This window comes from Salirhabdus sp. Marseille-P4669, from assembly GCF_900240405.1.
Lineage (GTDB): Bacteria > Bacillota > Bacilli > Bacillales > Alkalibacillaceae > OEQK01.
Map to the genome: position 1 here is coordinate 15,893 of NZ_OEQK01000003.1, position 23,613 is coordinate 39,505.

Annotated in this window: 27 protein-coding genes; 3 read left to right on the plus strand and 24 right to left on the minus strand. The window is 35.3% G+C overall.

Annotation, left to right across the window (positions count from 1 at the left end; translation table 11 throughout):
- Nucleotides 1-11: 11 nt before the first annotated feature.
- Together C1A05_RS06520 and C1A05_RS06525 are read right to left on the minus strand one after the other, a co-directional pair.
- Nucleotides 12-1,223 carry a DEAD/DEAH box helicase gene (locus tag C1A05_RS06520; RefSeq protein WP_102027402.1) on the minus strand — a complete coding sequence of 404 codons (1,212 nt, stop codon included), beginning with the start codon at nt 1,221-1,223 and terminating at the stop codon, nt 12-14.
- Between the two features lie 70 nt (nt 1,224-1,293).
- The gene (locus tag C1A05_RS06525) at nt 1,294-1,710 is read right to left on the minus strand and encodes an NUDIX hydrolase (RefSeq protein WP_102027403.1); all 417 of its coding nucleotides are present in this window, start codon (nt 1,708-1,710) and stop codon (nt 1,294-1,296) included.
- A gap of 105 nt (nt 1,711-1,815) precedes the next feature.
- Between C1A05_RS06525 and C1A05_RS06530 the strand changes: the two genes are divergently transcribed.
- Complete coding sequence (locus tag C1A05_RS06530) at nt 1,816-2,250, plus strand: hypothetical protein (protein WP_102027404.1); 435 nt, start codon at nt 1,816-1,818, stop codon at nt 2,248-2,250.
- Between the two features lie 55 nt (nt 2,251-2,305).
- On the opposite strand, the gene C1A05_RS06535 is transcribed toward C1A05_RS06530, so the two are convergent.
- The 5 genes from C1A05_RS06535 to C1A05_RS06555 all read right to left on the minus strand — a co-directional run bounded on the left by C1A05_RS06535 (nt 2,306) and on the right by C1A05_RS06555 (nt 7,465).
- Nucleotides 2,306-3,181, minus strand: a complete 876-nt coding sequence (locus C1A05_RS06535) for a patatin-like phospholipase family protein (protein WP_102027405.1) — start codon at nt 3,179-3,181, stop codon at nt 2,306-2,308.
- A gap of 39 nt (nt 3,182-3,220) precedes the next feature.
- Complete coding sequence (locus C1A05_RS06540) at nt 3,221-4,591, minus strand: dipeptidase (RefSeq protein ID WP_102027406.1); 1,371 nt, start codon at nt 4,589-4,591, stop codon at nt 3,221-3,223.
- 139 nt (nt 4,592-4,730) lie between these two features.
- The gene (gene sigJ, locus C1A05_RS06545) at nt 4,731-5,603 is read right to left on the minus strand and encodes an RNA polymerase sigma factor SigJ (protein WP_102027407.1); all 873 of its coding nucleotides are present in this window, start codon (nt 5,601-5,603) and stop codon (nt 4,731-4,733) included.
- Between the two features lie 4 nt (nt 5,604-5,607).
- Nucleotides 5,608-6,882, minus strand: coding sequence for an FAD-dependent oxidoreductase (locus tag C1A05_RS06550; protein WP_159462012.1), 1,275 nt, complete (start codon nt 6,880-6,882; stop codon nt 5,608-5,610).
- Between the two features lie 88 nt (nt 6,883-6,970).
- Entirely contained in the window at nt 6,971-7,465 is a 495-nt protein-coding gene (locus C1A05_RS06555) for a DUF456 domain-containing protein (protein ID WP_102027409.1), read from the minus strand.
- Nucleotides 7,466-7,627: 162 nt separating this feature from the next.
- Between C1A05_RS06555 and C1A05_RS06560 the strand changes: the two genes are divergently transcribed.
- On the plus strand, nt 7,628-8,362 hold the full coding sequence (locus C1A05_RS06560; protein ID WP_102027410.1) for a FixH family protein: 735 nt from the start codon (nt 7,628-7,630) through the stop codon (nt 8,360-8,362).
- 240 nt (nt 8,363-8,602) lie between these two features.
- Here C1A05_RS06560 and C1A05_RS06565 read toward each other — a convergent pair whose 3' ends face one another.
- Nucleotides 8,603-8,743, minus strand: coding sequence for a small, acid-soluble spore protein L (locus tag C1A05_RS06565; protein ID WP_102027411.1), 141 nt, complete (start codon nt 8,741-8,743; stop codon nt 8,603-8,605).
- A 111-nt stretch (nt 8,744-8,854) separates the two neighbouring features.
- On the opposite strand from C1A05_RS06565, the gene C1A05_RS06570 reads away from it, so the two are divergent.
- On the plus strand, nt 8,855-9,043 hold the full coding sequence (locus C1A05_RS06570; protein WP_102027412.1) for a hypothetical protein: 189 nt from the start codon (nt 8,855-8,857) through the stop codon (nt 9,041-9,043).
- Between the two features lie 8 nt (nt 9,044-9,051).
- Here C1A05_RS06570 and C1A05_RS06575 read toward each other — a convergent pair whose 3' ends face one another.
- From C1A05_RS06575 to folE, 16 genes are all read right to left on the minus strand, one after another.
- A complete protein-coding gene (locus C1A05_RS06575) occupies nt 9,052-9,639 on the minus strand; it encodes a GNAT family N-acetyltransferase (protein WP_102027413.1) in 588 nt (195 codons plus the stop codon).
- Nucleotides 9,640-9,696: 57 nt separating this feature from the next.
- Entirely contained in the window at nt 9,697-10,578 is an 882-nt protein-coding gene (locus C1A05_RS06580; RefSeq protein ID WP_102027414.1) for a 5'-3' exonuclease, read from the minus strand.
- An 87-nt stretch (nt 10,579-10,665) separates the two neighbouring features.
- A complete protein-coding gene (locus tag C1A05_RS06585) occupies nt 10,666-11,205 on the minus strand; it encodes a DUF421 domain-containing protein (RefSeq protein ID WP_102027856.1) in 540 nt (179 codons plus the stop codon).
- Between the two features lie 154 nt (nt 11,206-11,359).
- A complete protein-coding gene (locus C1A05_RS06590; protein WP_102027415.1) occupies nt 11,360-12,190 on the minus strand; it encodes a manganese catalase family protein in 831 nt (276 codons plus the stop codon).
- A gap of 196 nt (nt 12,191-12,386) precedes the next feature.
- On the minus strand, nt 12,387-12,701 hold the full coding sequence (locus C1A05_RS06595) for an STAS domain-containing protein (protein ID WP_102027416.1): 315 nt from the start codon (nt 12,699-12,701) through the stop codon (nt 12,387-12,389).
- Between the two features lie 21 nt (nt 12,702-12,722).
- Nucleotides 12,723-14,813 carry a flagellar assembly protein A gene (locus C1A05_RS06600; protein ID WP_102027417.1) on the minus strand — a complete coding sequence of 697 codons (2,091 nt, stop codon included), beginning with the start codon at nt 14,811-14,813 and terminating at the stop codon, nt 12,723-12,725.
- Between the two features lie 17 nt (nt 14,814-14,830).
- Nucleotides 14,831-15,658 carry a PP2C family protein-serine/threonine phosphatase gene (locus C1A05_RS06605; protein ID WP_102027418.1) on the minus strand — a complete coding sequence of 276 codons (828 nt, stop codon included), beginning with the start codon at nt 15,656-15,658 and terminating at the stop codon, nt 14,831-14,833.
- 1 nt (nt 15,659) lies between these two features.
- Nucleotides 15,660-15,986, minus strand: a complete 327-nt coding sequence (locus tag C1A05_RS06610) for an STAS domain-containing protein (RefSeq protein WP_102027419.1) — start codon at nt 15,984-15,986, stop codon at nt 15,660-15,662.
- A 20-nt stretch (nt 15,987-16,006) separates the two neighbouring features.
- On the minus strand, nt 16,007-17,584 hold the full coding sequence (locus tag C1A05_RS06615; RefSeq protein WP_102027420.1) for a methyl-accepting chemotaxis protein: 1,578 nt from the start codon (nt 17,582-17,584) through the stop codon (nt 16,007-16,009).
- Nucleotides 17,585-17,598: 14 nt separating this feature from the next.
- Entirely contained in the window at nt 17,599-19,038 is a 1,440-nt protein-coding gene (locus C1A05_RS06620) for a class I adenylate-forming enzyme family protein (protein ID WP_102027421.1), read from the minus strand.
- Entirely contained in the window at nt 19,035-19,271 is a 237-nt protein-coding gene (locus tag C1A05_RS06625) for an acyl carrier protein (RefSeq protein ID WP_102027422.1), read from the minus strand. Before C1A05_RS06625 ends, C1A05_RS06620 begins: the two co-directional genes overlap by 4 nt.
- Complete coding sequence (locus tag C1A05_RS06630; RefSeq protein ID WP_102027423.1) at nt 19,261-20,328, minus strand: alpha/beta hydrolase; 1,068 nt, start codon at nt 20,326-20,328, stop codon at nt 19,261-19,263. The genes C1A05_RS06625 and C1A05_RS06630 overlap by 11 nt, the downstream gene beginning before the upstream one ends.
- The gene (locus C1A05_RS06635; protein WP_102027424.1) at nt 20,315-21,247 is read right to left on the minus strand and encodes an ATP-binding protein; all 933 of its coding nucleotides are present in this window, start codon (nt 21,245-21,247) and stop codon (nt 20,315-20,317) included. Before C1A05_RS06635 ends, C1A05_RS06630 begins: the two co-directional genes overlap by 14 nt.
- A 23-nt stretch (nt 21,248-21,270) precedes the next feature.
- The gene (locus C1A05_RS06640) at nt 21,271-21,981 is read right to left on the minus strand and encodes an SDR family oxidoreductase (protein WP_102027425.1); all 711 of its coding nucleotides are present in this window, start codon (nt 21,979-21,981) and stop codon (nt 21,271-21,273) included.
- Nucleotides 21,982-21,995: 14 nt separating this feature from the next.
- Entirely contained in the window at nt 21,996-22,802 is an 807-nt protein-coding gene (locus C1A05_RS06645; protein WP_102027426.1) for a 6-carboxytetrahydropterin synthase, read from the minus strand.
- 20 nt (nt 22,803-22,822) lie between these two features.
- Nucleotides 22,823-23,395, minus strand: a complete 573-nt coding sequence (gene folE, locus C1A05_RS06650) for a GTP cyclohydrolase I FolE (RefSeq protein WP_234998384.1) — start codon at nt 23,393-23,395, stop codon at nt 22,823-22,825.
- Nucleotides 23,396-23,613 lie beyond the last annotated feature (218 nt).

Below are 23,613 nucleotides of genomic sequence, written 5' to 3' on the forward strand. Positions count from 1 at the left end.
GATGATTGCTATTATCTTCTTTTATCGTATTTTTTATTATGATTTCTTCTGTGCAGCTGATTCTTTTTATTCGATTTGAGATCTTCTTTTTCAGAGCCCTTACCATTGTGTTTTATATGGATTTTTTTAGGAAGGCTTCGTTGTATACCATTTTCTATTAGCTGTAAATGTTGCATATCTTTTTTGGCAACAAGTGTTATAGCTATCCCTTCAAATCCGGCTCTACCTGTTCGTCCAATCCTATGAATATAACTCTCTACGTCATGAGGAATATCATAGTTAAACACGTGCGTAATTCCTTCTATATCTAAGCCTCTTGCTGCTACATCAGTGGCTACTAATAATTGAATTTTTGCATCACGAAACTTTTTTATTACTCTTTCTCTTTTCGCTTGTGACAGGTCGCCATGCAGTTCATCTGATAAATAGCCTCTAGATTGGAGGGCTGCGTTTAAGCTTTTGGCACGCCTCTTTGTTCGACAAAATAAAATGGCCAAAAATGGTCGATATTCATTTATTAATTGACATAACGAATCGAGTTTACCTCGATCGGTTGTTTCGATAACCAATTGATTTATTTTTTCTACGGTAATATTTTGATACTTTATTGTCACTTCCTCTGGATTATTCATATACTTCTTCGACAATGCGCGAATCGCAGGAGGCATGGTTGCTGAAAATAACATCATTTGCTTCTGCTTCGGCAGCGTAAATAATATAGTCTCTACTTCCGGAAGAAATCCCATATGCAGCATTTGGTCTGCTTCATCTAATACAAGCATTTCGGTTTTCGATAAATCGATTGTCCCCCGTCTTACATGATCTAACAACCTACCAGGAGTAGCAACGATAAGCTGGTTTACCTTGTTTAATCTTTTAAGTTGCTGCTCTACATCTTGTCCACCGTATATCGCCAATACATGTAAGTTCTCAATTGATTTTGTTACTTTATTAATTTCTTCTGTTAACTGTATAGCAAGTTCTCTAGTTGGAGCAACAATTAAAGCTTGAACATAGTCTTTTGATACATCTATCTTTTGCACGATTGGTAAAACAAATGCTAATGTTTTCCCTGTCCCTGTTTGTGCTTGCGCGATAATATCCTTCCCATTAAGAATAAACGGAATTGCTTCTTTTTGGATTAAGGTTGGTTTATAAATAGATAAGGATTGTAACGATTCGATAAGATGATTATGTATTCCTATTTTATTAAATTCATTCAATGCGATGGCCTCATTTTCGTTAAATTAGTTGTTACTTAGCTTTGGAATTTTTAAAAGTATCTATACAAACTTACAATGATACACTATTTAGAAGTTCGATTAAAAAGGAACGATCTTCAGGAAAGGTTAACAGAAGATTAAAAAGATCCTCAGTAGATTTCCAATCTATTTCATAAATCAAATGATCCGGGTCTTGAATTGTTTTTGTACCACCTGTCAACGAAACTAGGAAATAGTGTACCTGATACGGAATCGGATCATAGCAATTCATCCCCTTTTTTATTTTAACTTTTTTCTCTATCTCTACAACATATCCGGTTTCTTCCTCTACTTCCCTTATGCAACACTCTTCAAATGTTTCGTTTTTCTCGAGTCCACCAGATGGAACACTCCATGACTTCCTTTCTTCTGGTTTACCTTGTAGTACCATTAGTAATTCGTTTTGTTCATTAATACAAATACCTGCTGCACCATACCAAGTTCTCATTTCCCCTCCCCTTTCTACTAGTTCCTTATTTAAAGCATTAACCCCATTTTTTTGGGTGATACTAAAGATTGTTGTACAAAATTTGTATGTATGTTGGTGACGAATGTGAGTAAATTAAATTTCAGGAATAAACCAATTCAACAATATAACAATTTTTTAAGACTTCGAAAAAAAGCAACTACAGAATTAGAACAATTGATAAGTATTTTTAAGGAACAAATGCCCAATTTTTATTTAATTGTGGTATACAATGAATTATCGAAGCATTTAAATGCTAAAGAACATAGTATTCATGAAACTGGTATTCATCGAATTTTTATTTGTATCTTCGGATGGTTCACATTTGTTATTGGAAGTTTGTTCATTGTTCTTTACTTGAATATATCCATATATTATTATCTACTCCTTCTTTTCGCAATCACTTTAAGTGCATGGATTTACTTCGTGAACCTGTTAAGAGAAGAAAAATATGAAAAATATAAAATTCATATTATGAATCGAACGTTAAAAGAAAAAATAAGAGAACTCGAGATGAAGTAGTGATACAAAAAAACATCGCTTGGAAAAAATTACTAACCAAACGATGTTTTCTCTCTTACAAGTTTACCGCCTCTTTATCCATGTTTAGAAATTCTAGTATTTTGTCATAATTGTTCTTCGCCTCATTAAACCCTTGCTCATACAATTTCAGTAACTTTTGTTGATTTCGTTCCACACGACCAACATCTAATTTTTCAGGTGGGCGAATTAGTAGTACGTTTCCCTTCGCTTCTTGGTCTTCTAAATAAGAAACTGTTTCATTATATAACTCATGTCTGTTTAAAATTGCTTCCACAAGACCTTTATATTCGCCAAATTTCCTCTTAATCAACCACGTAAAGGAAGCTTTGTCTTTAACATAGCCTTTGTTTCTTGTAAGGATCACAATATTTTTTAAATAGCCATCCTCTTCAGCTTTCCGAATCGGAATTGGGTCTGCAATCCCGCCATCTAATAGCTGTCTCCCTTCAAATTCCACAATTGGAGCCATATATGGAATGGAACTTGAAGCACGCATTATCGTTAACATATGCTCTTCGTATGCTGATTTTTCAAAATACACAGGTTTTCCGGTTTTACAATCGGTTGTACCTACTACAAACGTTTCTTCCGCGCGATTAAAGGTTTCAAAGTCAAATGGAGCAAGCTTATTTGGTAAGATATCAAAGAGAAAGTCCATCCCAAATAACTCTCTTTTTGTCAAAAAGCGTTTTATGGAAATATAATCCGGATGAGAAATATAATCGATATTAACTATTTTATTACGATCCATTTGCCTTGCAACATATGACGAGCCGTTACAGGCACCAGCAGATACTCCAATTACGTATGGTAAGTAAATATCTTTCTCCATAAAAAAACGTAATACCCCTCCTGTAAAAACGCCTCTCATTCCTCCGCCTTCTAATACTAAACCTACATTCTTCTTCATTAAATATCCGCTCCTAATTTAATCGCATGTTTTTATCACCTAACCATTCTTCACTTCATTCCAATAATAAACTAACGTTTCCATTCCTTTATCAAAACTTTCTAATGGAAAGCTTTCATTAGGGGAATGAAGTCGGTCCTCAGGCGTTCCAAATCCCAATAACACTACTGGTATTTTATAGATAGACTCAATTAATTCAACAACGGGAATAGAACCACCCATTCTTGCAAAAACCGTTTCTTTACCAAATGCTTTAGAGTAACTTTCCGCTGCTTTTTGAATTAACGGATGATTTGGGTCTACTTTATAAGCACGTGCAGATAATGGTTCCCTTTCAATTTGGATTGTGACACCTTTTGGAACATGTTTTTCTAAATGATTTACTAGTAAATCTTGAATTTTGTTTGGATCTTGTCCAGGTACTAATCGACATGTTAATTTAGCCGTTGCAGTGGAAGGAATTATTGTCTTTGTACCTTCTCCTTGATAACCGCTGTAAAGTCCGTTAATTTCAAGTGTTGGTCTTGCAGTAGTATGCTCCTTAGCTGTAAAGCCTTTTTCAGGAGTGACTTCAACAATTCCTGTTGATTTTACAAAATCCTCTCCAGGAACTTCATCAATTAGCTGACGTTCTTGGTCAGTAAGCTCTTCTACATCATCATAAAATCCTTCAACTTGCACAACCTCATCTGCATCCTTTAATGATGATAGTAAATGCGCCATAGCCATTGCTGGGTTCTTTACTGCACCACCATACATACCTGAGTGCAAATCATAATCAGGACCTTTTAAAGAAAATTCGAGACCAGTGAAGCCTTTAAGTCCGTAAACAATCGTAGGCTGACCTGCTTCCACCATACCAGAATCGGAGATAACAGAAAAATCGGCTGAAAATTTTTCTGTTTGTTCCTCTAGTATTTTATAAAGACTTTCACTACCTATCTCTTCTTCCCCTTCCAAACACACTTTTACATTAATAGGTAGTTCACCAACCGTCTCCATATAGGCTTCAAAAACGGCTAAATGCATAAAAACTTGTCCTTTGTCATCACTAGAACCCCTAGCATATAAACGTCCATCACGAACTTCCGGTTTAAACGGTTCACTATTCCACTGTTCTAAAGGATCTGCTGGTTGCACATCATAATGACCATACAATAGAACAGTAGGTGCATCGTCCCCTGCCTTTAGCCAATCTCCATAAACTAAAGGATGTCCATTCGTTTCCATAATTTCAATATTTTCAAAGTGTAATTCCTGTAAATAATCCGCTACAAAGACAGCTGCTTTCCGAACATCTTCTTTATGTATAGAATCAGTACTAACACTAGGGATTGATAAAAAATCATTCAATTTCTCAAGTAACTTTTCTCGATTTGATTTTAAATATGCCAACACTTGTTCCGTCATCATTCTTATCTCCTTCAATATGTAATTATTTTCTATCCTAAATTGTATCATAAAAACAGAAATTACCTAAAGAACAAAAGCACAAGCAGCTTGGTCAGGCGCTTGTGCTAGAAATTGTATTTTCATAGAATGAACCTTTTTACAATTCCATAAATAGATTGTTTAATTTATCTGGATTCACGATATAATAGATTTCCTGAATTTTATTATTTGAAATATGAAAGCTTACAGTACTATGAATGTCGTCTCCAAATTGATTAATAATTCCTAACTGACCGTTGATTTTCTGTATTTGTAATTGGTGGATTTCCGGTCGTCGTTTATATATTCCAGTTAAAAATGCCACAACATTTTTATGGGAAACAATAGGTTTAGTAGCAGCAATAACCTTACCACCTCCATCAGAATATAATATGACATCCTCTGATATTAATTGAAGCATATTTTCAATATTTCCTGATTGGAAAGCAGTAATAAATTGTAGAATCACATCTTTGTTATCCTGAACAGTAAATGGAATATCGTTCTCTTGTTTTGCAATCTTTTGTTTTCCGCGACTTAGTAGTTTCCTACAATTCTCCTCTGACGTATTTAATATGTTAGCAATCCATTTGTACTCCAAATTCATACCTTCACGTAATAGGAATACCGCTCTTTCTTTCGGTTTTAAAGACTTCATTAGTCTTAGGTAGGCTAAAGAAAGATTTTCATCTTCTACTATTTTGTAATAGGGATGACTTTCATCTGTTACATCTATTGGTTCAGGTAAATTTGGACCGATATAAACTTCGTTATTATAGCGAGCAGATTTCAAAGCATCGAGGCATTTATTTGTAACCATTTTACATAAATATGCCTTAACATTATGAATCTCCTGTTCCTCCATCATAGATAACTTTAAAAAGGCATCTTGAACAATATCCTCCGCCTCTGAAGCTTTGCCCAACATTTGATACGCCAAAGCAAATAGCAACGGCTTTACTTCTATATAAAACGCTTCTTTAACTTCCATTTCCTCACTCTTTCCCGTAATTTATTAACAACTCTGCAGCTCTTTTCCCGCTTGATATTGCGCTGTCGGCCAACATCCCATCTTGATTCGTCCACTCCCCTGCAATGACTAAGCCTGGAATATCCGTTTCTAGCTTTTTCATAAGGTGTTCCATTTTTGTCGTTGGCATAGCATATGAAACAAATAAAGATGGTAAAAATCGGGACGTGATTACTTCTCTTTGCCAATTAGGCTGTAAATAACTAAGAAAATCCTCTAGCTCTTTCTTTACTTTTTTAGAATCGCTCTCCTCCCCATCGCTTAAATATTTAAAAACATGTAAAACAACTGCATTTTCTTTTTCAGAAAGGGATGCACAAAAAGAGTGATTGGAGAAATAGAGGGGAGCATCTAGACTTAAGGCAAATTGAATGTTAGGATTTGGTAATTTTTTTAAGGCAATATCTAAGGAAGCTCCCTTAATTGGTTTTATTTGATTTACGATTTCACTTAGTATATTACTGTTAAAATCAAATAGGTTCATCGTTTCATTTGGACTTGCCGTCGTAATAACATAATTTGTATCAAATGTTGTATGATCGGATAGGGTGACAGTAAAATTCGGGCCCCGCTTCTGAATTTTATCTACGTAAACACCATTTTGAATCGTTACTCCTGATTGTACAGCGCTCGTTTTCAATTGATTGATGATGGTTTGCCACCCTCTATCAACATAAATAGTTCCCCCTAATGATTGATGTACTTGATGGAGAACATGTTTGGCACTTATTAATGTTGGTGTGTTACTATAAGTCGCTAATCTTGTAATACCATAAAAAATTTGACGAACGATTTCATACCTAATATTTGTATTCACCCAGGATTCTAAATTTTCCTCTTTAAACGGAAGGGATCGCACTTTTGTAATACGTAAAAAGAGTTTGATAAAATCGAATTTTTCCTTCCAATTTAACATTTTTGAAAATGGTAGGTTTACAAATGAAAATGGCATCGTATATAATTTCTCGTTTTTTATTAACTTTCCTTTAATTGGAGGACTTCCCCCATTTATATCTACTTTAAGCTCCCGTAAAGTCTTTAATCCTATCCCCTTTTTATACAACGCATGTGGACCTAAATTAAAATAACAGTCATCTTTTACGTTGGTTCTTCCTCTTCCTCCTAACTCATGACTTTTTTCAATAACGAGAACGTTTTTAAAATGCTTGCTTACATAATTGGCAGCTACTAGGCCACTTAATCCTCCCCCGATAATAATACAGTCCCATTTTAGATTCATCATTATCCACCTTTCCTCTTTATATCCAAGACGAGAAAGGGGTCTTTTTTGTGACAAAACAGGAGAACAATATTTTGTTCTTCTCCTGTTAGTTAAAATTAATCCATACATCTAAGAAGAACCAAATAATCATAATTAATTGAATGATTATTTTTGCAATGGAGCTTCCTAGGAAACCGATTAATGAGCCAAAAGCAGCCTTTAAAGAAGCTACTGGTGACTTTTGTTGGATCATTTCGGTAATGAAAACGACGATAAACGGAATGATTAGAATGCCAAATGGGGGAAGAACAAAGGAACCAACGATTACCGCTACTGCTGCCATTCTTTCTCCCCACTTACTGCCACCAAATTTTTTAACATAATGACTATTCACAAAAATATCTGCAATAAATAGCATTACCGTGAAAATAATCATTGGAATCCAAAAAAATAAAGAAAGGGTCTCTTCATTAATAGCAAAATGATAAATGAGGAATCCTCCCCATAAAACAAGTACAGACGGGATAATTGGAAAAAGAATCCCGACAAAGCTAAAAATAAAGAGACCAAGAATCAATATCCATAATAAAATATCTACCATTGTTTTTACCTCCAAGCTCTCGATTAAGCGATCTTCTTTTATTACGTTTCTGAGATTGCATAAGATTCAATCGCGAAATTATTTAAATATTCAAAGTAAGTGGCTATAAAATTGTTATTTTATGTACATACTAGTAAAAATATACAATAAGGAGTGAAAAAAATGAAAAAAGCTTTAACCTTTATAGTCCTTCCTTTGTTATTGTTTGCTGTAGCTTGTAGTGATGAATCAAATAATAATGAAAAAACAAATAAAGCAGATATGATAGAAGTTTTGATTGATACACCAACAGAAATTAACGCAAATGAATTAGTAACAATAGCTGCTACTGTTTCACAAGGAAAGGATAAAATAACAGATGCAGATGAGGTAATGTTTGAGATTCGTAAGTCTGGTGAAGACGATGCGGAAATGATTGAAGGTACACATAATGGGGATGGTATCTATTCAATTGAAAAAAAATTCGAGGAAGAGGGGCATTTTATTGTTGTAGCCCATGTAACTGCCCGAAATATGCATAATATGCCTCGTGAAACCATTATCGTTGGGGATGCTTCCCAATCCGTTTCTGGTGAAACAACCTCCCAACATGATCACAGCAAGGCTTATACTACTTTTGACTTTCAAAACGCTAATAATATTTATCAAGTAAATGATGAAATTACATTAGCTACTACTGTAAAATATGGAAATAAACAACTTACTGGAGCAAATGTTATTTTTGAAGTTTGGCAGAATGACGACTCGGATCACGAGTTTATTCAAGCAGAAGAATTAGATACTGGTAATTATGCAGCTAACAAAACTTTTGATAAAGCTGGTGCATATAACGTTACCATTCATGTTGAAAAAGACCATATTCACGAGCATCAGCAAAGTGAATTTGTCGTTAAATAAAAACAATAAAACGAAGACATAACGAAACAGTTTAATCAAAAGGCGAATAATGAACTAAATTAGCGGAGGAAATACACGGGACTCCTGCGGGATGAAAAGCCTAGGTGAGACCCCCGCAGCGCGTCAGCACAAGGGGGCTATAGCTTCTCCCTAAAGTCCGCGAAGTATATTTCAGGAGCGGTATTTCTCCGCTAATCAAAGTTCGCGTTTCCTTTTTAGAAAAAACTTTTGTCCCATCCTCTATATTTTTGTATTTTTCTTTTTAGCGCGTTGTTCTAATTGCGACACCGGTTGCTGATCCGCAACATCTTCTGTGTGACCTTGAGGATTTACAGCGAGAGCTCGTTGTCCACCAGCTCTATGCTTTCTTTGTTTACCCAATCTAACCACCTCCACTAATAGTTTGTCACGTTCTAGATTGAATTATCCTTTAAGACTTTTAAATGTATACTTTGTACAGTATTTACCAAACTAATAATGGAGGTGTAATAAATGTCCTTTCAGCCAGAACTAGATGCTTTATTAAACAAAATTCTCAATCAGCTACAAAATGAAAATAGCAAGTTATCCGCACATCAACAAAGATGTATTAAAGAAGTTCTTCAAGAATCCTTTGATGCTGGATATGAAGAGGGTTTAATGGACGGAGAAGAAATAGCAGAGAAACCTATATCTGGTTAGCTCCACCATTATCCCTTCTTAAGGCTTTTTTTATAATCTGTCCGGAGTAATGAATAGACGACTGTATCATGAAATGAATATCCGTCAAAATCGGTTTGACGTAATATCCCCTCTTTTGTAAAGTGAAATTTCTCTAAAAGTCTTCGTGATCCGATGTTTTTGGCAAATATATCGCCAACAATCCGATTTAGATTTAGTGTATCAAATCCAAATTTCAATATCTCGTTCAATAATTCTGTCATAACCCCTTTCTTTTGATATTCTTTTCGTATAACAACACCCATCTCTGTTTTACGATGCCATAAATTTAACTTATGAAAGCGAAAAATACCAACAACTTCATTGGTCTGTTTATTTATAATCGTCCAAGGCAATTCTTTATGTTGAATGTAGTTTTCTATGTAAGCATCTAATAGTTCCTTTACTTCCTCAAATGATGTTACTGGATGGGGTGTAATAAATTTCATCGTTTCTTTGTCACATAATATTGGATAAAGAAAAGGATAATCTTCATTAACCAAAGAGCGCATAACATAATGGGCACTACGAATTTCAGGTAACTTTTGAAAAACATTTTCCAAAACAGAAATTTTCATATCCCTCTCTCCTCTATTGCTTTATGGTCAAGATAATAAGAAAACAAGCAGGAAAAATTATCCTACTTGTTTTAATAACTTTAATAACGTACGAGCCTCTAATTCCTCGAATTTCTGTTGAACGTGGTCTACGTTCAAACTCCATACAGCATCTTCAAGCGAACAAGATACTGGTACCTCGCAATGTATTTTTGCGAGATTACGAGATAAATGCAGCATTTCTAAATTCTCTTCTATCTTTTTCTTAACACCATTTGCCAGCTCATTTAAATTATCTAACAAACCGTCAATTGTTCCATATTTTGTCAACAGCTTTAATGCTGTCTTCTCGCCAATCCCTTTAACACCTGGATAATTGTCAGATGGATCACCCATTAAACCTTTTAAATCAATAATTTGTTCGGGAAGAAGACCTCTTTCAGACAAGAAATTTTCTTGGCTATATACGGCATAATTACCTTGTCCTTTTTTTAGGATTGCTACAGAGACATTTTCTTCTACTAGTTGTAAAATGTCTTGATCACCTGTTAAAATTAGTACTTTCTGTGTTTGACCATATTCTTTTGCTAACGTACCAATGCAATCATCTGCTTCATAGCCTGCTATTCCAACATTTGGTACACCAAAAGATTCCATTACTTCTTTTACTAAATCAAACTGAGGTATTAATTCTATAGGAGGTTCCCCACGATTCGCTTTATATTGATCATATAATTCGTTACGAAACGTTTTACTACCCATATCCCAGCAACATATTACATGTTTAGGCTCAAATGTTTGAACTGCATCAAGAAAATATTTTAAAAATCCATATATGCCATTCGTCGGCACACCTTTATCTGTATACATAAAATTACCAGTGTAAGAAGTAGCATAAAAACCTCTAAATAATAATGCCATCCCATCCACTAGCATAATAGTCGGTTTCGTAGACATCATTCATCGCTCCTTAAGCGCATTTTTAAACAATCATCTACTATCATAACAGATTTTCTATCATTTGTTGAAGCAAATCATTACCAATAATCAATGTAAATGGTCTGGATTATCCTGTTCGCTCGCATTCGTAATTTCAGAGAAGATCGTTTTATTCGTTGATGGTTGTTGGGGGGACATGTTCATGAGACGTTTAAATTCGCCTACTGTTAAAGGCTTCGCATCATCTATTAGTTCATAGCCAATCTGTCCATTAGGCTCCAATGTAGCATGCTTTACATCTTCCACATTAGCAATTCCTTGCTGTCTTAATCTCATTTCCAGTTGGTCTACGGTAAAACGAAGCTTCTTTAAATTCTGTTCTTGTATTTGCCCATTTTGAATTATAATTTTTGCTTTACCTGTTATAAATTTTTCCACTAAATTAAATTTTAATTGCAAATACTCCATGGAAACAAGTGCTATTATAAACACAGCTGCTGCAACGATCGTTCTTAAAACACTAGTTTCAATAATTGGTTGTATAATAATAGAGCCTATTGAAATCATTACAACCGTTTGCGCCAATGTCATTTGAGAAATTGACTTTCGCCCAGCAATTCTTAAAAGAATAACACCTGCTAAAACCATAACAATAGACTGCCAAATTACAGTACCCAATGATAACACCTCAATTTATGTAGAATCTCCTTCTTAGAATGGCTTATCATAGGTTTTCTCATTCTATTTAAACAAAAGAAAAGGAAAGCAATAAAAAATAGTCCATTGCTTTCCTTTAACAAATTTACATACTAGACATTGGTGGTGTGTCATGAATGAATAGTGGTGCTGGGATAAGAGATGGTTTTGGTCCATAAGCTTGTGGTTTTTGGATGTAACGGAACTGTCCTCTTCCATCTGGTGCAATCCCTTGAGCCCAAGGTCCACTAGCACTTGCATCCCCACGTGAAAAGTTATAAAAATCATAGGAAACTGCTTGTTTTTCTAGTTCCCTTGGGAAGGTAGTTGGTACGACAATATCCCCTTCCATATTTTCAAGCTCATAGATTGCTGCTTTCCACTGATTTTGATGCGCTGTGTCCCGAGCAATTAAAAAGCTTAACGTATCTTTTACTCCAGGATCATCAGACATTTCATATAGGCGTACAACCTGTAAGCGTCCTTGTGATTCTGCATTTAAGTTAGCTCTAAAATCAGCCAATAAATTTCCAGAAGAGATGATGTAATCGGCAGTCCATCGATTTCCTACACTATCTGCTGGCATCGCGCCTAAGCCAGATACAATCGCATGCTGTGGATTCATACCTCCCATAATTGCTTCCAGGATCGGATTTTCTGCAGCCTGTTCTTGATCCGCTACTGGCGCATTATCCAATAGTCGCGCAATTAAAGTAGATAGCATTTCCACATGTGCAATTTCTTCTGTACCAATATCTAATAGCATATCGCGATATTTTTTATTCGCACGACAATTAAACCCTTGGAATAGATACTGCATCATGACGGAAATTTCTCCGAATTGACCACCTAGTACCTCTTGTAGTTTTTTTGCATATACCGGGTCTGGATGCGATGGTTTCGCGTTGTATTGAAGTTCTTTAATATGATAAAACATATAAAAATCCTCCTTCTCCTACATTCATGAACAGCTTCTATGTATCCTACGCTACAGCCTATGTTATTGTTACATAACCATAACATGAAATGAAAAATGCGAGCTTAAAAATTAAGCTCGCATAAGGTAGAATTTAGAATAGGTTATCCAATAATTGATAAGAATTAGTTTATTTTATATCTAATACATATATGAATTAGGAAACAATTACGTCAGTTCCTAATATCTCGGGTAATTGTAGTAAGTCAAAAATTTCCAATACATCTTTATTCACATCAGATATAGTTATGACAATCCCTTTCTCTTGTAACGTTTTTACTAAATTAATAAGTAGTCCCATCCCTGTTGAATCAACAAAAGGAACTTCCTTTAAACTAACATTTACTTTAGAGAAATTGATTAATTTTGGTAATAATTCCTCATTTACGATTTCTGTACCCTCAATGTCTAAGTCCCCATTTAGATTAACTTTCACATTATTTTTATCGTCGGTTATTGATAATGTAAGCATACATGCAACTCCTATTTTGTATTAATAAATGATATAACCTTCATTATTTAATTTAGCTGTAATCCAATCCCTATCCTCTTTTAAGACATGTCTTGCATTGCCGATTTTTAATACAGTACCTTCATGTGCTTTGCGGATTTGAATTTGCTGATCATGTGGAGTCGCGATAACTGTCTTTGTACCATTAGCTGATCCTGCCTCTTCTATTGATACTCCGAGTCTCCCATAGACCTCCCCACCGCGAACAATTCCACCTACAAATAGCTTTCCACCTGCGTGTACTTTCGTATTGATACAGCCTTTTCCAATGATATTAATATCACCACTACTATATAATCTACTATTCACAGAATCCGAAATGGTAATATAAGAATTGGGCTCTACTGGAAGCTTACTAAATGTCGAAAGCTTTTCCATTTTCTCCGCTAAACTAGTTAATTTGTGTACCGTTGTCACTTGATTGGTAAGTGTTAAAAAGACCGTCCTTAACGACACTGCAATATGGGTCCAATCCTCATCTTCCAAATAATCCTGTCCATTTTCCACAACTTCCATATACTTTTTGGCGTGATTGGGGAAATCTTGAAATTTTTTCTCTAGCAATATTCTAATTAATGGTTGCAGACCGGTTACGGAAAAATCAGTTGTTTTAAAGGCAGCGGAATTAGAAAGTTGTTTAATTAAAATAATCATTTTCTCAAGCTGTTGATGCATTATTCCAATTAAGTGTCCCAATTCCATAATTAACATATTATTCTTTCCAGCATCTAGACTACAGTTTGTAACATTGCCTTTTACGATTATGGACTTCATCGTAGTTAAGTTAGAATAGCTTGCGGATTTATGAACATAAATGTCTCCATCCGCTTCCACGGTCATATAATCCTCAACTTCACCTGTAATTTCAACATCTCCATTAAAACGAATATTCCCAGAAGAAAGGCTCACATTATCTTGATGTAATAATTTTGGAATAATAGATGCTTTGATTAACATCCCTCTTTTTTCAATAAAAGGTCGACCAGACTCTGTTGCAACAAGCTTGTCCTCTATTAATTCTGTTCCTACCCCTGTCTTTAACTTTATGGGATGCGTTTGTTTTGCCGGTAATGGATCATTCGTAACGGTTACCCCAGGAATACCCGGAATAGGAGGATGAACGATGGCGATTACCATCCCTTTTTCCACAGTTGGTATTAATTTACTTTCTCTAAAATCAATCGTTCCATCTTCGTTTTCAACAAGTCCATTTTTAGGCTGGACATCAACCAATACTTCTAACCATCCATCCTCGCCTTGGTGGGCATTTCTTCCTTCTGCTATAACAAAGTCTCCAGCTGTACTAGCATTAATAGCCTTCATAATTTCCGTGTGATTCAGATTAAAAATAATGCGACGATTTTCGAGTTCCTTTAAGACTAATTGATATTCCAACGTATTGATGACGTTTTGTTTTTCTTCTACTAATAGTTCAATATGTTCATTTGGCTCTACTTCTCTCAAATTTCGAATTGTTTGAAGACCAGGCTCTACATGAAGAATAGCTTTTAATCCATTCTCTATTATCGATATGTTCCACTTCGTTTCGGAAATAGATTCCCGTTCAAATTTGACATGTAAGCTGTCTTTTTCCGAAATGATTGCAGATTTATCTTTAACAAGCTGTTGATTTTTATATAACTGAATATTTGGTCCAATCGAAACAGTCGAGAAATGATCAGGAGCATCCTTTACATAAATTTGATTATCCTTTATCCAGGCTTTTCCTATTACATTCTCATTGTTTCTATTACCCTCATCCGATATTGGTAGTAGGTTATCCTCACGTAAGGAGAGGGATTCTGGTAAACCTTCGATTAGACCTTCCCAAACATTAGTTTGATTTGGATAAGCTTCCACTAATTTATGTTCATTTAAAGAAGTACTGTTGGTAGCATAATGGTTTGTTAATGTTAGCTTCACGATTGCTGGTTTTTTTCCAATACCAATAAATCCATTTGTTTCGTGTTGTATGATTTCAATGTCTACTTCCGCTTCCGAAACATGCATTAATTGTAAGCCAATACGAATTGCTTCTTCTAGGTTTTTCCCTTTCGAAATTAGGTTTTGCATTTTATACCTCCTTTCGGTTATAACATCGGACTATTATAGCTAGTTATATTTGTACTCCCTTTATTGACCTTAAGTAATACCATCGTGATATCGTCTTTTTGTGGAGCATTATTTGTAAATTTAGAAATAGAGTCATTAATCGCATTCTCAATTTCATTTATATCCAAAGTATTATTCCGAAGTAGGACTTCATTCAGACGATCAATACGATACATTTCCCCTCCAGCATTTTGGGCTTCAATAATGCCATCTGTGTAAAAGAATACAAGGTCTTCATCGTTTAATGTTACGGTACTTTCCATATATTCTGTATTAGGTAACCCACCAAGCATAACACCCTTAACCTTAGGTAATTCCAATAAATTCTGAGAACCTCTTGCTATAATTGGCAAATAATGACCTGCACTCGCATAGGTTAAAGTTTTCTTTTCAGGGTCCCAATCTGCACATAAAAGCGTAACAAAGGAACCTAATACCCGTAAGTCCTGATAAATTGCTTTATTCATAGCGGTTAGCGTGTCACCAGGTCCATGCGTACTTTCCGCTGCACTACGAAATGCTCCTCTTGTTAATATCATTAACATTGCTGCAGGAATACCCTTCCCCATTACATCCCCAATAATAATTCGAAGCTTCCCATTGGAAAGAGGATAAAAATCATAGTAATCTCCACCAATCAATCGGGCTGGGATTGAAATTCCTGAGACTTCACTTTTTTCTAGTTCTGGTTTTTTTCCATTAAGTAACTTCATTTGAATGTTGCGAGCGAGTTTTATTTCACGCTCTAATGTTTTATCCATTGTTCCGTCTGGCATGAAGTCATAAAGGAAATCCCTTCGAAACATATCAGTTCCCTCCCTTTTTCAATGACTCCATGATTTTAAAGACACCAATCGTATCAAATAACATTTGAACTTCCTCATTTATCCCAACAAGCTCAACTTCAAAATCATTCGTATTTGCCTCATGAACTAAATTTATTATTGCCCCAATTCCTGTTGAGTCAATAAACTGCAAACCGCTAAAGTCAACAATTACGTTGTTAATCCATTTTTCAAGAGATCGTATTTCCTCAATAAACGGATCCATTGAGGAATAATCCAATACTCCATCCAAAGCTAACGTACAACGATCTCCATCTATTTTCTTCACCACATTAATTAATGGTTCCATTCCTTCACCACCTAATTCCCTTACTTTTCATTAGCATCTAGATTAAATGTTTCCATGCTTTCTAATAGGTCCTTTGCGATATCCGTTAAAGCCGCAGATTGTCCGTGTAGGGATTTCAATACATCCGCAAGCGTGATTGTCATTTCTGTTGATACAGAGGAACGAACCTTCACAAGTTCTCGCATATCGACCACTTTCGCTAGTATGGCTTTTGAATCATCTGTGTTTATCGTTTGTAAATAGTTTTCTAGTTTTTCGATTAAATATAAGAGTTCATCAAGACTTTCGCGAGTTTCAGATGTATATTCCATTGACATGACATATACTTTATCGACTGAATTATCCGCTTCAGATTCCAGCATGTAGGCATATCTTTCGGTTTGAACCGCTTTTTCACGGGTTTGGCTCAATACGTCGTTTAATGTCTGGGCCATTTTGTTTGCACTCACAGAAAGCTGTCCTAGTTCACCAAAGTTTTTAACATGACTCCTAGCCGTAAAATCTCCCTTTTCTAGCGATTTGATTTGTGTTTTTATTTTTGTAATATTTTCATAGATGCGATTAAAGAATCTTGTTGTCATAAAGAATAATACTAATAAGGATATAAAACCGAACGAAATCAAAATAAAGGAATACGTTGTAAATGGCGCGCTCATCTTCTCATAATCCATTGCTACATAAATCACATTTCCATCATTTATAGGAATAAACATTTTGTAGATTTTATTCCCATTATGTTCATCTAACCTTGAAACGGATTTAGACTCCTCTAGCATCTTGATGATTACTTCATCTTCCACTTTGTACGTATAGTTTCCATATACAATTTTTTCTAAAGGCGGATACATTGCCTCAGCTAAGCTAGGATCTTTGAAAACGAGTGGATTCAATACAGCTATTTCTTTCGCTAATTCGTTTGTTTGAAGTACTTGTTGAATCCATGTCTCTGGACCAACGGATTGTGTAAACTGATAGACTTCATTTGCTTCGATAAATACTGAGATAATATAATCTGTCCCTTTTTCGTGATAGTAACTATATTTAAAGAATTCTGGTTCTTCTCTAGAGCCCGATTGCGCAGTATACAAAATAAATGTATCATCGCTTTGATAACTATAGATGGTTGGTGCATCTACTTTTTTTTCATGTAAAAAGTTTTGAAATTGTAAATACAGTTCTTCCCCTAGACTTGCCATAGAAAAACCAAGTTCAGCTGGCTCTGTTGTTTTTACAACAGCTATATCATTCTCAACTTCAGCAAATATATCAATTCCTGCAACGTTCATCTCTTCTTTTAATTCTTGTAGCTGTTCCTCGGTAATATCCGCTTGATTCTTAGGTAAATGGTCCCCAATTCTTTCTGAAATGGATTCTAATTTATAATCAATTTGTTGTTCAATTGCTCTAGAAGCGAGATTTGTTTCCTCAATCCCTTGTTTGATACTATGTCCAATATTCGTCGCTTCCCGTTTAACATTATCCTCTACTTGTTTATCAATAATGAAGTATTGTATTATTCCGCTGACAATTGTTATCGTAACTAATATTAATAATAATGTTAGATTAAATTGACGCTTTAACGTTCTCTCTCTTTTCACTTTTTCTAATCCCCTTAATTTAAATACATTTTCTTCAACGTGACTTTATCAACTTTTCCGTTTACCATTGGAACTTCTTCTATGAAGATTATTTGATCTGGTACTTTGTATCCCGCTATTTTTTTTGTGCAATAGTGGGAGAGTTCCTTCGTATCTGTTTGTTGGTTTGCTATAATGAAAGCTACAATTTGTTCCCCATAAACCGCGTGTGGCGCTCCAAGTACAACAGCTCTCTCAACAGAAGAATGCTGCTCCAATACATTTTCCACTTCACCTGGAATAACCTGTTGGCCACCCTTTTTAATCATGTCTTTCTTTCTTCCAAGAATGACAAATTTACGGCCTGGCATCTCTTTAACAATATCGCCTGTATGAATAAAACCATTTTCATCAAATATTTCTTTATTTAATTGCGGATTTTTATAATATCCAACAAATGATGTTTTTGATTTGGTGAGTAATTCTCCGTCTTTTATGACATAGTCAGCATTATCAACTAACGTAAACTCCATACTATTTCGTAAGTCACAGGATGCCAATGCACCTGCTTCAGAAGTTCCATATAAACTTAAGAATACACAGTCATTCATATCCTCGAATTGGCTGATATAATCTTTTTGGACATTTTCTCCACCTAGACCGACTAACTCGATGTTTTTTGCAATCGTAGCGTTAAGTCCTTTCGCTACTTGATATATTGCTTTGAAAATGGAAGGGGTACTAATAACCTTATTACAGTTATTTTCTTCCATCAAATTCACCATTTTGGGGAAGTCAAATGTTTCTGGATAAAGCATATTCGTACCACTGTGTAAGGAATAAAATAAATACATGGTCCCCAAGAAGCTTGTCGGTGGTATATTTATTAGCACATTGTCTGCAATTTGGAAGTCACCATAATTCGGTAGCATTTGATAAACGTGATCCAAAAGGTCTGCACTTAACACCAACCCCTTTGGAGTGCCGGTGCTACCAGAAGACGTACAGATAAACGTGATTTCGTGCTCTTCTAATGGCTTATTTTCACCAACGAATTCAGATTTGGACCAATCCGAATTATTCGTTTGCCGATATAGGATTGTTTCCATTTTTAGCTCTTTTGCCCAGTTCTCGATTGTTTCCCCAAAAGGAAATCCATTATGTTCATCTACAGAAAAAACAATATGAGGATTCATAAATTGTAATACAGATGTTAAATCTTCCTTTCTAAGTTGCCAGCTAATTGGCACCACTGTGCCCCCTAATTTATTAATTGCTAATGTAAGGGCAACATAAGTGGATAATTTAGGTACAAGTACTCCCACTCTTTTCTTCTTCAATTCCTTATCTTCCAGTAACGAAACAAAATAATGAACTTCATCCATAATATTTTTCGCGTTATACTTTCCTGAAAACGTCGATATTAACACTTTGTCTTCGGAATGTTGGAATAAGTTATCTAAAATAGGCTTCATATACGTTCCTCCTGAGAAATAATGTTATAAATGCTCCCAACTGTTTTTAGGCTGTCTGCTTTTATAAACCTTTCAAATTCAACGTTGGTAGCTTCAGAGATTTGAATTAATAGGTTTACCATATTTAAGGAATCAACACCTAGATCATCTACAAACTGCGCATCCTTAGTTATGGTATTGGCAGGTATATTTGTAAAGTCTGATAACATTTCAACGAATTGTTTAAAATTCATGTTTCACATCTCCTTTTTCAAACCATTCCATCGCTAAATCACGTACTTCGTGTAGCTTGAAATTGCAACAGTGCCCTTCCTCTGGATACTCAACTAGCATTTTGGGACTTAGCAAACGTTCATAAAAATAATGCATGTCCTTTGTGCTTACCATGACATCCTTTTTACCATGAAATAAGAAAATGGATGAATAAGATGACTGCGTATTTAGGTTGGGCAATATGGATTGCGCTTCCTTATCCATTACCAGCGCTAACCGATCCGTAAAGTAGTTTGGAGTAGCAGGTACCTCCATTATTGGTGGACTCACTGCAACTACCCGTTCCACCTTAGGATGTTCACTACCATAAATGGACCAGGCCGCCCCTGAACTTGTCCCAAATAAATAAATGGGTTGATTTATAAAATGACTTGCTGCAAAATCGATAACCTTATGCACAAAGGTCTCCCATCGTTTTTGAGTCGCTTTTAAACCATTAAGTAGGTACGTTTCGCCTTGTCCTGGTCCATCGAAACTAACCGTAGTATAATGGGATTGAATAAAATGGTTTTCATACGTATAAAGCTCTTCCTTAGCTGAATCAATAGGATTGATGATAACAATGCATCCCTTGGAATGATCTGGTATACGTATTCTTCCTACACATTTCACACCATCTATTTCAATGTAGTCGTATTTATATGAAATGGCGGAAAGCTGATCTGCCTTACCTACATACTCCTTAACCCGCTGATACCACTTCTTTTTCTCTTCTGACCTGTCAGGAAAAACCCAATACATTAAGTTGTAATATAACGCTGTTAATCGGTACCATTTTTCAGCTTCGAATCTATTTTGGAATTGCTCGTATTCTGTTGCTAAATCATGATACTTTTTTGCAAATCGGGAGAAGCCGTTTATCCAGTCCTCTACCGTTACTAACGAACTTTGTAACTCCTTACAATCTGATTCTCTAATTCCATGGGCGATCCATCTGTCCCAAAATCCATCAAAAAGTCGTGCAGTCATTAATGTTTTTTGGATTGTACTACTTGTACTTCCTTTAGATATGTTCATGCTTCTCTTCCTTTTTCCCATCTAATATTAAAATTAAGGTTGAACCTGATGGTGACGTTTCTAACACGACCTGATCAGCAATCTTCATCATCAATGTAAATCCTTGTCCTAACGATACCTTGGTGGAAAATCCAGCCATTAACGTTGTTTTAGGCAGTATCTTTAGTGGAAAGCCAGCTCCATCGTCCTGAACAACCACATAAAATGCTGCATCTTTCTTATAAATCGACATTTTTCCTGAATTCGCATGCTTTAATACATTTGTGACCGCTTCTGATATAACCAGGGTATAACTCATCATTTTCGAGGCTTTTATTTCGTGATCCAAAAATGAATTTTTTGCTTCTGTACGAGCTTTTGGAATATCACTTCTTTCCACGATTTCCACTTCACATAAAAGCTCGCCCTTTAGATAATTTTCCAAATCATTTTTTGAAATCAAGAGAAATTTCCCATGGGTTGCAGCATAGATGACATCCCGATATACTTCCCAAATATCTTCATTGACATCAATCTTTTTTTCATTAAATTTTACATCTGATTGAATATTGTTAAATACTCGATTCATTAGCTCCTTGGAAAGAAACGTAGGCTGAATCGATTTCATTTCCTCTTCAATAATTGCATTCTTATCAATCCACTCTACAGCTAAATGTCCAAGTTGCATAAGCTCTCTAATCATCTCATCTTCTATTTGTTCAAAGTTTTCTGTTGTTAAAGCCATAAAAAATAACGCCTCGCGCTTTTCGTCTTCTAAATGAAGAGCTGCTGCACATTGGGCTACTATCCAGCCAATTAACGACCTTTTTTGAACTTGTTTATAGGAGTTTAAATGGGAAAGGGAATAACGTCGCTCACCCTTTTTCTCTTCCGTCGTTTCTGCTTTTTCACGAAGAAGCTTTTGAAAAAGACCTTTCATTTTTTATGCCACATCCCATCATCTTATAGAATCCCATTAGGTGGCATAATGGTAATTTCATCTACGACAGCATGTTTTGGTTGGCAAAGTAAGAAAAGAATATGCTCTGTGATCGAACGTAAGGAGATCATATTGGATTTGTCCAGTTCCATGTCTACATTGTCCCAAAATGAACTATTTATTGCGCCTGGTATTACAGATGTAATACGAATACCTTCACGACGTAATTCAGATTGCAGTACTTTCGTAAACCCGTATACACCATATTTAGATGCTGAATAACCACCGTTTCCTGGAAGTGCCATCGTTCCTGCTATCGAGACTAAATTTAAAATTTGACCATCTTGTTGACTTTTCATTGTTCTACCAAAATGTTTGCAAGTTAAATAGGTACCACGTAAATTAATAGAAATCATATCATCGAAATCCTTTGTTTCGGAATCCAAAATAGATGAGAAAGAACCTACTCCTGCAGCATTTATTAATACATCCACTTTTCCAAATCGAGCTAAAGCAACCTCTTTAAAGCGCATTACAGATTCTTCATCACTCACATCTAGCGAAACATGTAAAATCGTATCCTCCTGAAATTCACTTTGTTCGGCTATCGTCCTTGCCCCTAAAACTAAACGAACTCCTTTGTCTTTAAGGGTATGAGCAATGGCTTGTCCGATTCCTCTACTAGCACCTGTAATAACGATCACTTTATCTTTTAGTTGTGTGACATCGATCATAATTACATCTCACCTTATCCATAGTATTCAAAATAATTTTTTTCTGTTTCCCAAAGCCCAACCTTATACAAATTCGGTATTTTCGGTGCTAACATTTCAAAAATAACCTTCGCCACTACTTCTGATGTAGGATTTAATTCCTTAAACTCTTCAACATCTAGATTTAAGTGTTTATGGTCCATTTTCTTTATTACCACCGACTCCACGATTTGATCTAATGAACCTAAATCTACTACCATACCAGTGCTTGGATCTGGATCACCCTTTATCGTTATATCAAGGTAATAGTTATGACCATGGCCATAAGGGTTATTGCATTTTCCAAATAAGTCTACATTCTCTTGCTGAGTTAACTCGTTGCTGTGTAGCCTATGCGCAGCACTAAAATGATATTTACGTGTCAAACTAACCATTTGTTCATCTTCCTTTTCAGCATATAAATAATGATTTTCATGTAAACGCAAACGATGTAGTTCGCAATTATCTAATTGTGGTTTTATGCCTTCCCACAGGAACTGAACTAGATTTTCCGTTGTAGGAATGTTGTTTATAAAATATTGATTCTCTTTGTTTAAAAACTTACCATCAAGCTCTTCTTCAATAAAAGAACTAACGATTTTTTTAATATCCACTGTATTTACAACAATCCCTGATCGATTATTTAATTCACCCTTCACCATTACTTCTAATTTATAATCGTGACCATGGCCATTTGGGTTACTGCACAATCCAAAAACCGCTGCATTTCTTTCATCAGACCAATCTGTCTTTCGATAGCTATGCATTGCAGAAAAATCAACTCTACGTGACAAATAAAGCATGTTCCTATCTCCTTCTCTCATTACTTAGCTACATTTGATTCAAATTCTCTAACTAAGGATTCTTCCTTCTTAAAAATGCCTTTTTTTACCGTCGTAACAGTTGATGAACCTGGTTTTTTGACACCACGGGCACACATACACAAATGCTGTCCTTCTATTTGAACAATGACACCTTTTGGATCTAGAATTTCATAAATTGCAGCAGCGATTTGATTTGTCATTCTTTCTTGAACTTGTGGACGTTTTGATGTTAATTCAACTAATCTAGCAAATTTACTTAATCCCACGATGCGTTCACTAGGAATATAGCCAATATGTGCTTTTCCGAAGAAAGGAATAAGATGGTGTTCACAAAAAGTGTAATAATCAATATCCCGAACAACGATCATACCTTCATATCCCTCCGATTCGAAGGTTGTAGTTAAAGCTGTCTTCGGTTCAATTCCCACTCCCGAAAAAACTTCCTTATACATTTTTGCAACACGTTGTGGTGTATCAAGTAATCCTTCGCGGTTTATATCTTCGCCTATTTCTTCTAAAATCGTTTCAACTGCGTTCGATAATTTTTCTGTATTTAATAATTTGACTGTCAACGTAATTCCTCCAAATGTTTGTATGTTAAGTTTTTGTATTTCTGCTGCTAAAATAGTAAATAAGTCACCCTTCACACGCCCCAACATAATACCTATAAATAGCATAAAACCTACCTAAGTATCCGCCAACTAACCGTTATTCCTATTCTTGTTGAAACGAAAAATAAGAAGGTCTTCCTATTAAACTGATTTTACATGTGTTCAAAAAATAAAGAGCC

Bases quoted from the DNA above. Each gene is read 5' to 3' on its own strand.
- C1A05_RS06575 (WP_102027413.1), bottom strand. From the start codon at position 9,639: ATGAAAATTTCTGTTTTGGAAAATGTTTTTCAAAAGTTACCTGAAATT.
- C1A05_RS06620 (WP_102027421.1), bottom strand. From the start codon at position 19,038: ATGAAGCCTATTTTAGATAACTTATTCCAACATTCCGAAGACAAAGTG.
- sigJ (WP_102027407.1), bottom strand. From the start codon at position 5,603: ATGGAAGTTAAAGAAGCGTTTTATATAGAAGTAAAGCCGTTGCTATTT.
- C1A05_RS06605 (WP_102027418.1), bottom strand. From the start codon at position 15,658: ATGTTTCGAAGGGATTTCCTTTATGACTTCATGCCAGACGGAACAATG.
- C1A05_RS06580 (WP_102027414.1), bottom strand. From the start codon at position 10,578: ATGATGTCTACGAAACCGACTATTATGCTAGTGGATGGGATGGCATTA.
- C1A05_RS06590 (WP_102027415.1), bottom strand. From the start codon at position 12,190: ATGTTTTATCATATTAAAGAACTTCAATACAACGCGAAACCATCGCAT.
- C1A05_RS06585 (WP_102027856.1), bottom strand. From the start codon at position 11,205: ATGGTTTTAGCAGGTGTTATTCTTTTAAGAATTGCTGGGCGAAAGTCA.
- C1A05_RS06535 (WP_102027405.1), bottom strand. From the start codon at position 3,181: ATGAAGAAGAATGTAGGTTTAGTATTAGAAGGCGGAGGAATGAGAGGC.
- C1A05_RS06600 (WP_102027417.1), bottom strand. From the start codon at position 14,813: ATGCAAAACCTAATTTCGAAAGGGAAAAACCTAGAAGAAGCAATTCGT.
- C1A05_RS06610 (WP_102027419.1), bottom strand. From the start codon at position 15,986: ATGGAACCATTAATTAATGTGGTGAAGAAAATAGATGGAGATCGTTGT.
- C1A05_RS06645 (WP_102027426.1), bottom strand. From the start codon at position 22,802: ATGCTTTATTTGTCACGTAGAGTTGATTTTTCTGCAATGCATAGCTAT.
- C1A05_RS06595 (WP_102027416.1), bottom strand. From the start codon at position 12,701: ATGCTTACATTATCAATAACCGACGATAAAAATAATGTGAAAGTTAAT.
- C1A05_RS06555 (WP_102027409.1), bottom strand. From the start codon at position 7,465: ATGGTAGATATTTTATTATGGATATTGATTCTTGGTCTCTTTATTTTT.
- C1A05_RS06635 (WP_102027424.1), bottom strand. From the start codon at position 21,247: ATGAAAGGTCTTTTTCAAAAGCTTCTTCGTGAAAAAGCAGAAACGACG.
- C1A05_RS06550 (WP_159462012.1), bottom strand. From the start codon at position 6,882: ATGAATCTAAAATGGGACTGTATTATTATCGGGGGAGGATTAAGTGGC.
- C1A05_RS06640 (WP_102027425.1), bottom strand. From the start codon at position 21,981: ATGATCGATGTCACACAACTAAAAGATAAAGTGATCGTTATTACAGGT.
- C1A05_RS06540 (WP_102027406.1), bottom strand. From the start codon at position 4,591: ATGACGGAACAAGTGTTGGCATATTTAAAATCAAATCGAGAAAAGTTA.
- C1A05_RS06625 (WP_102027422.1), bottom strand. From the start codon at position 19,271: ATGAATTTTAAACAATTCGTTGAAATGTTATCAGACTTTACAAATATA.
- C1A05_RS06560 (WP_102027410.1), top strand. From the start codon at position 7,628: ATGAAAAAAGCTTTAACCTTTATAGTCCTTCCTTTGTTATTGTTTGCT.
- C1A05_RS06570 (WP_102027412.1), top strand. From the start codon at position 8,855: ATGTCCTTTCAGCCAGAACTAGATGCTTTATTAAACAAAATTCTCAAT.
- C1A05_RS06630 (WP_102027423.1), bottom strand. From the start codon at position 20,328: ATGAACATATCTAAAGGAAGTACAAGTAGTACAATCCAAAAAACATTA.
- C1A05_RS06525 (WP_102027403.1), bottom strand. From the start codon at position 1,710: ATGAGAACTTGGTATGGTGCAGCAGGTATTTGTATTAATGAACAAAAC.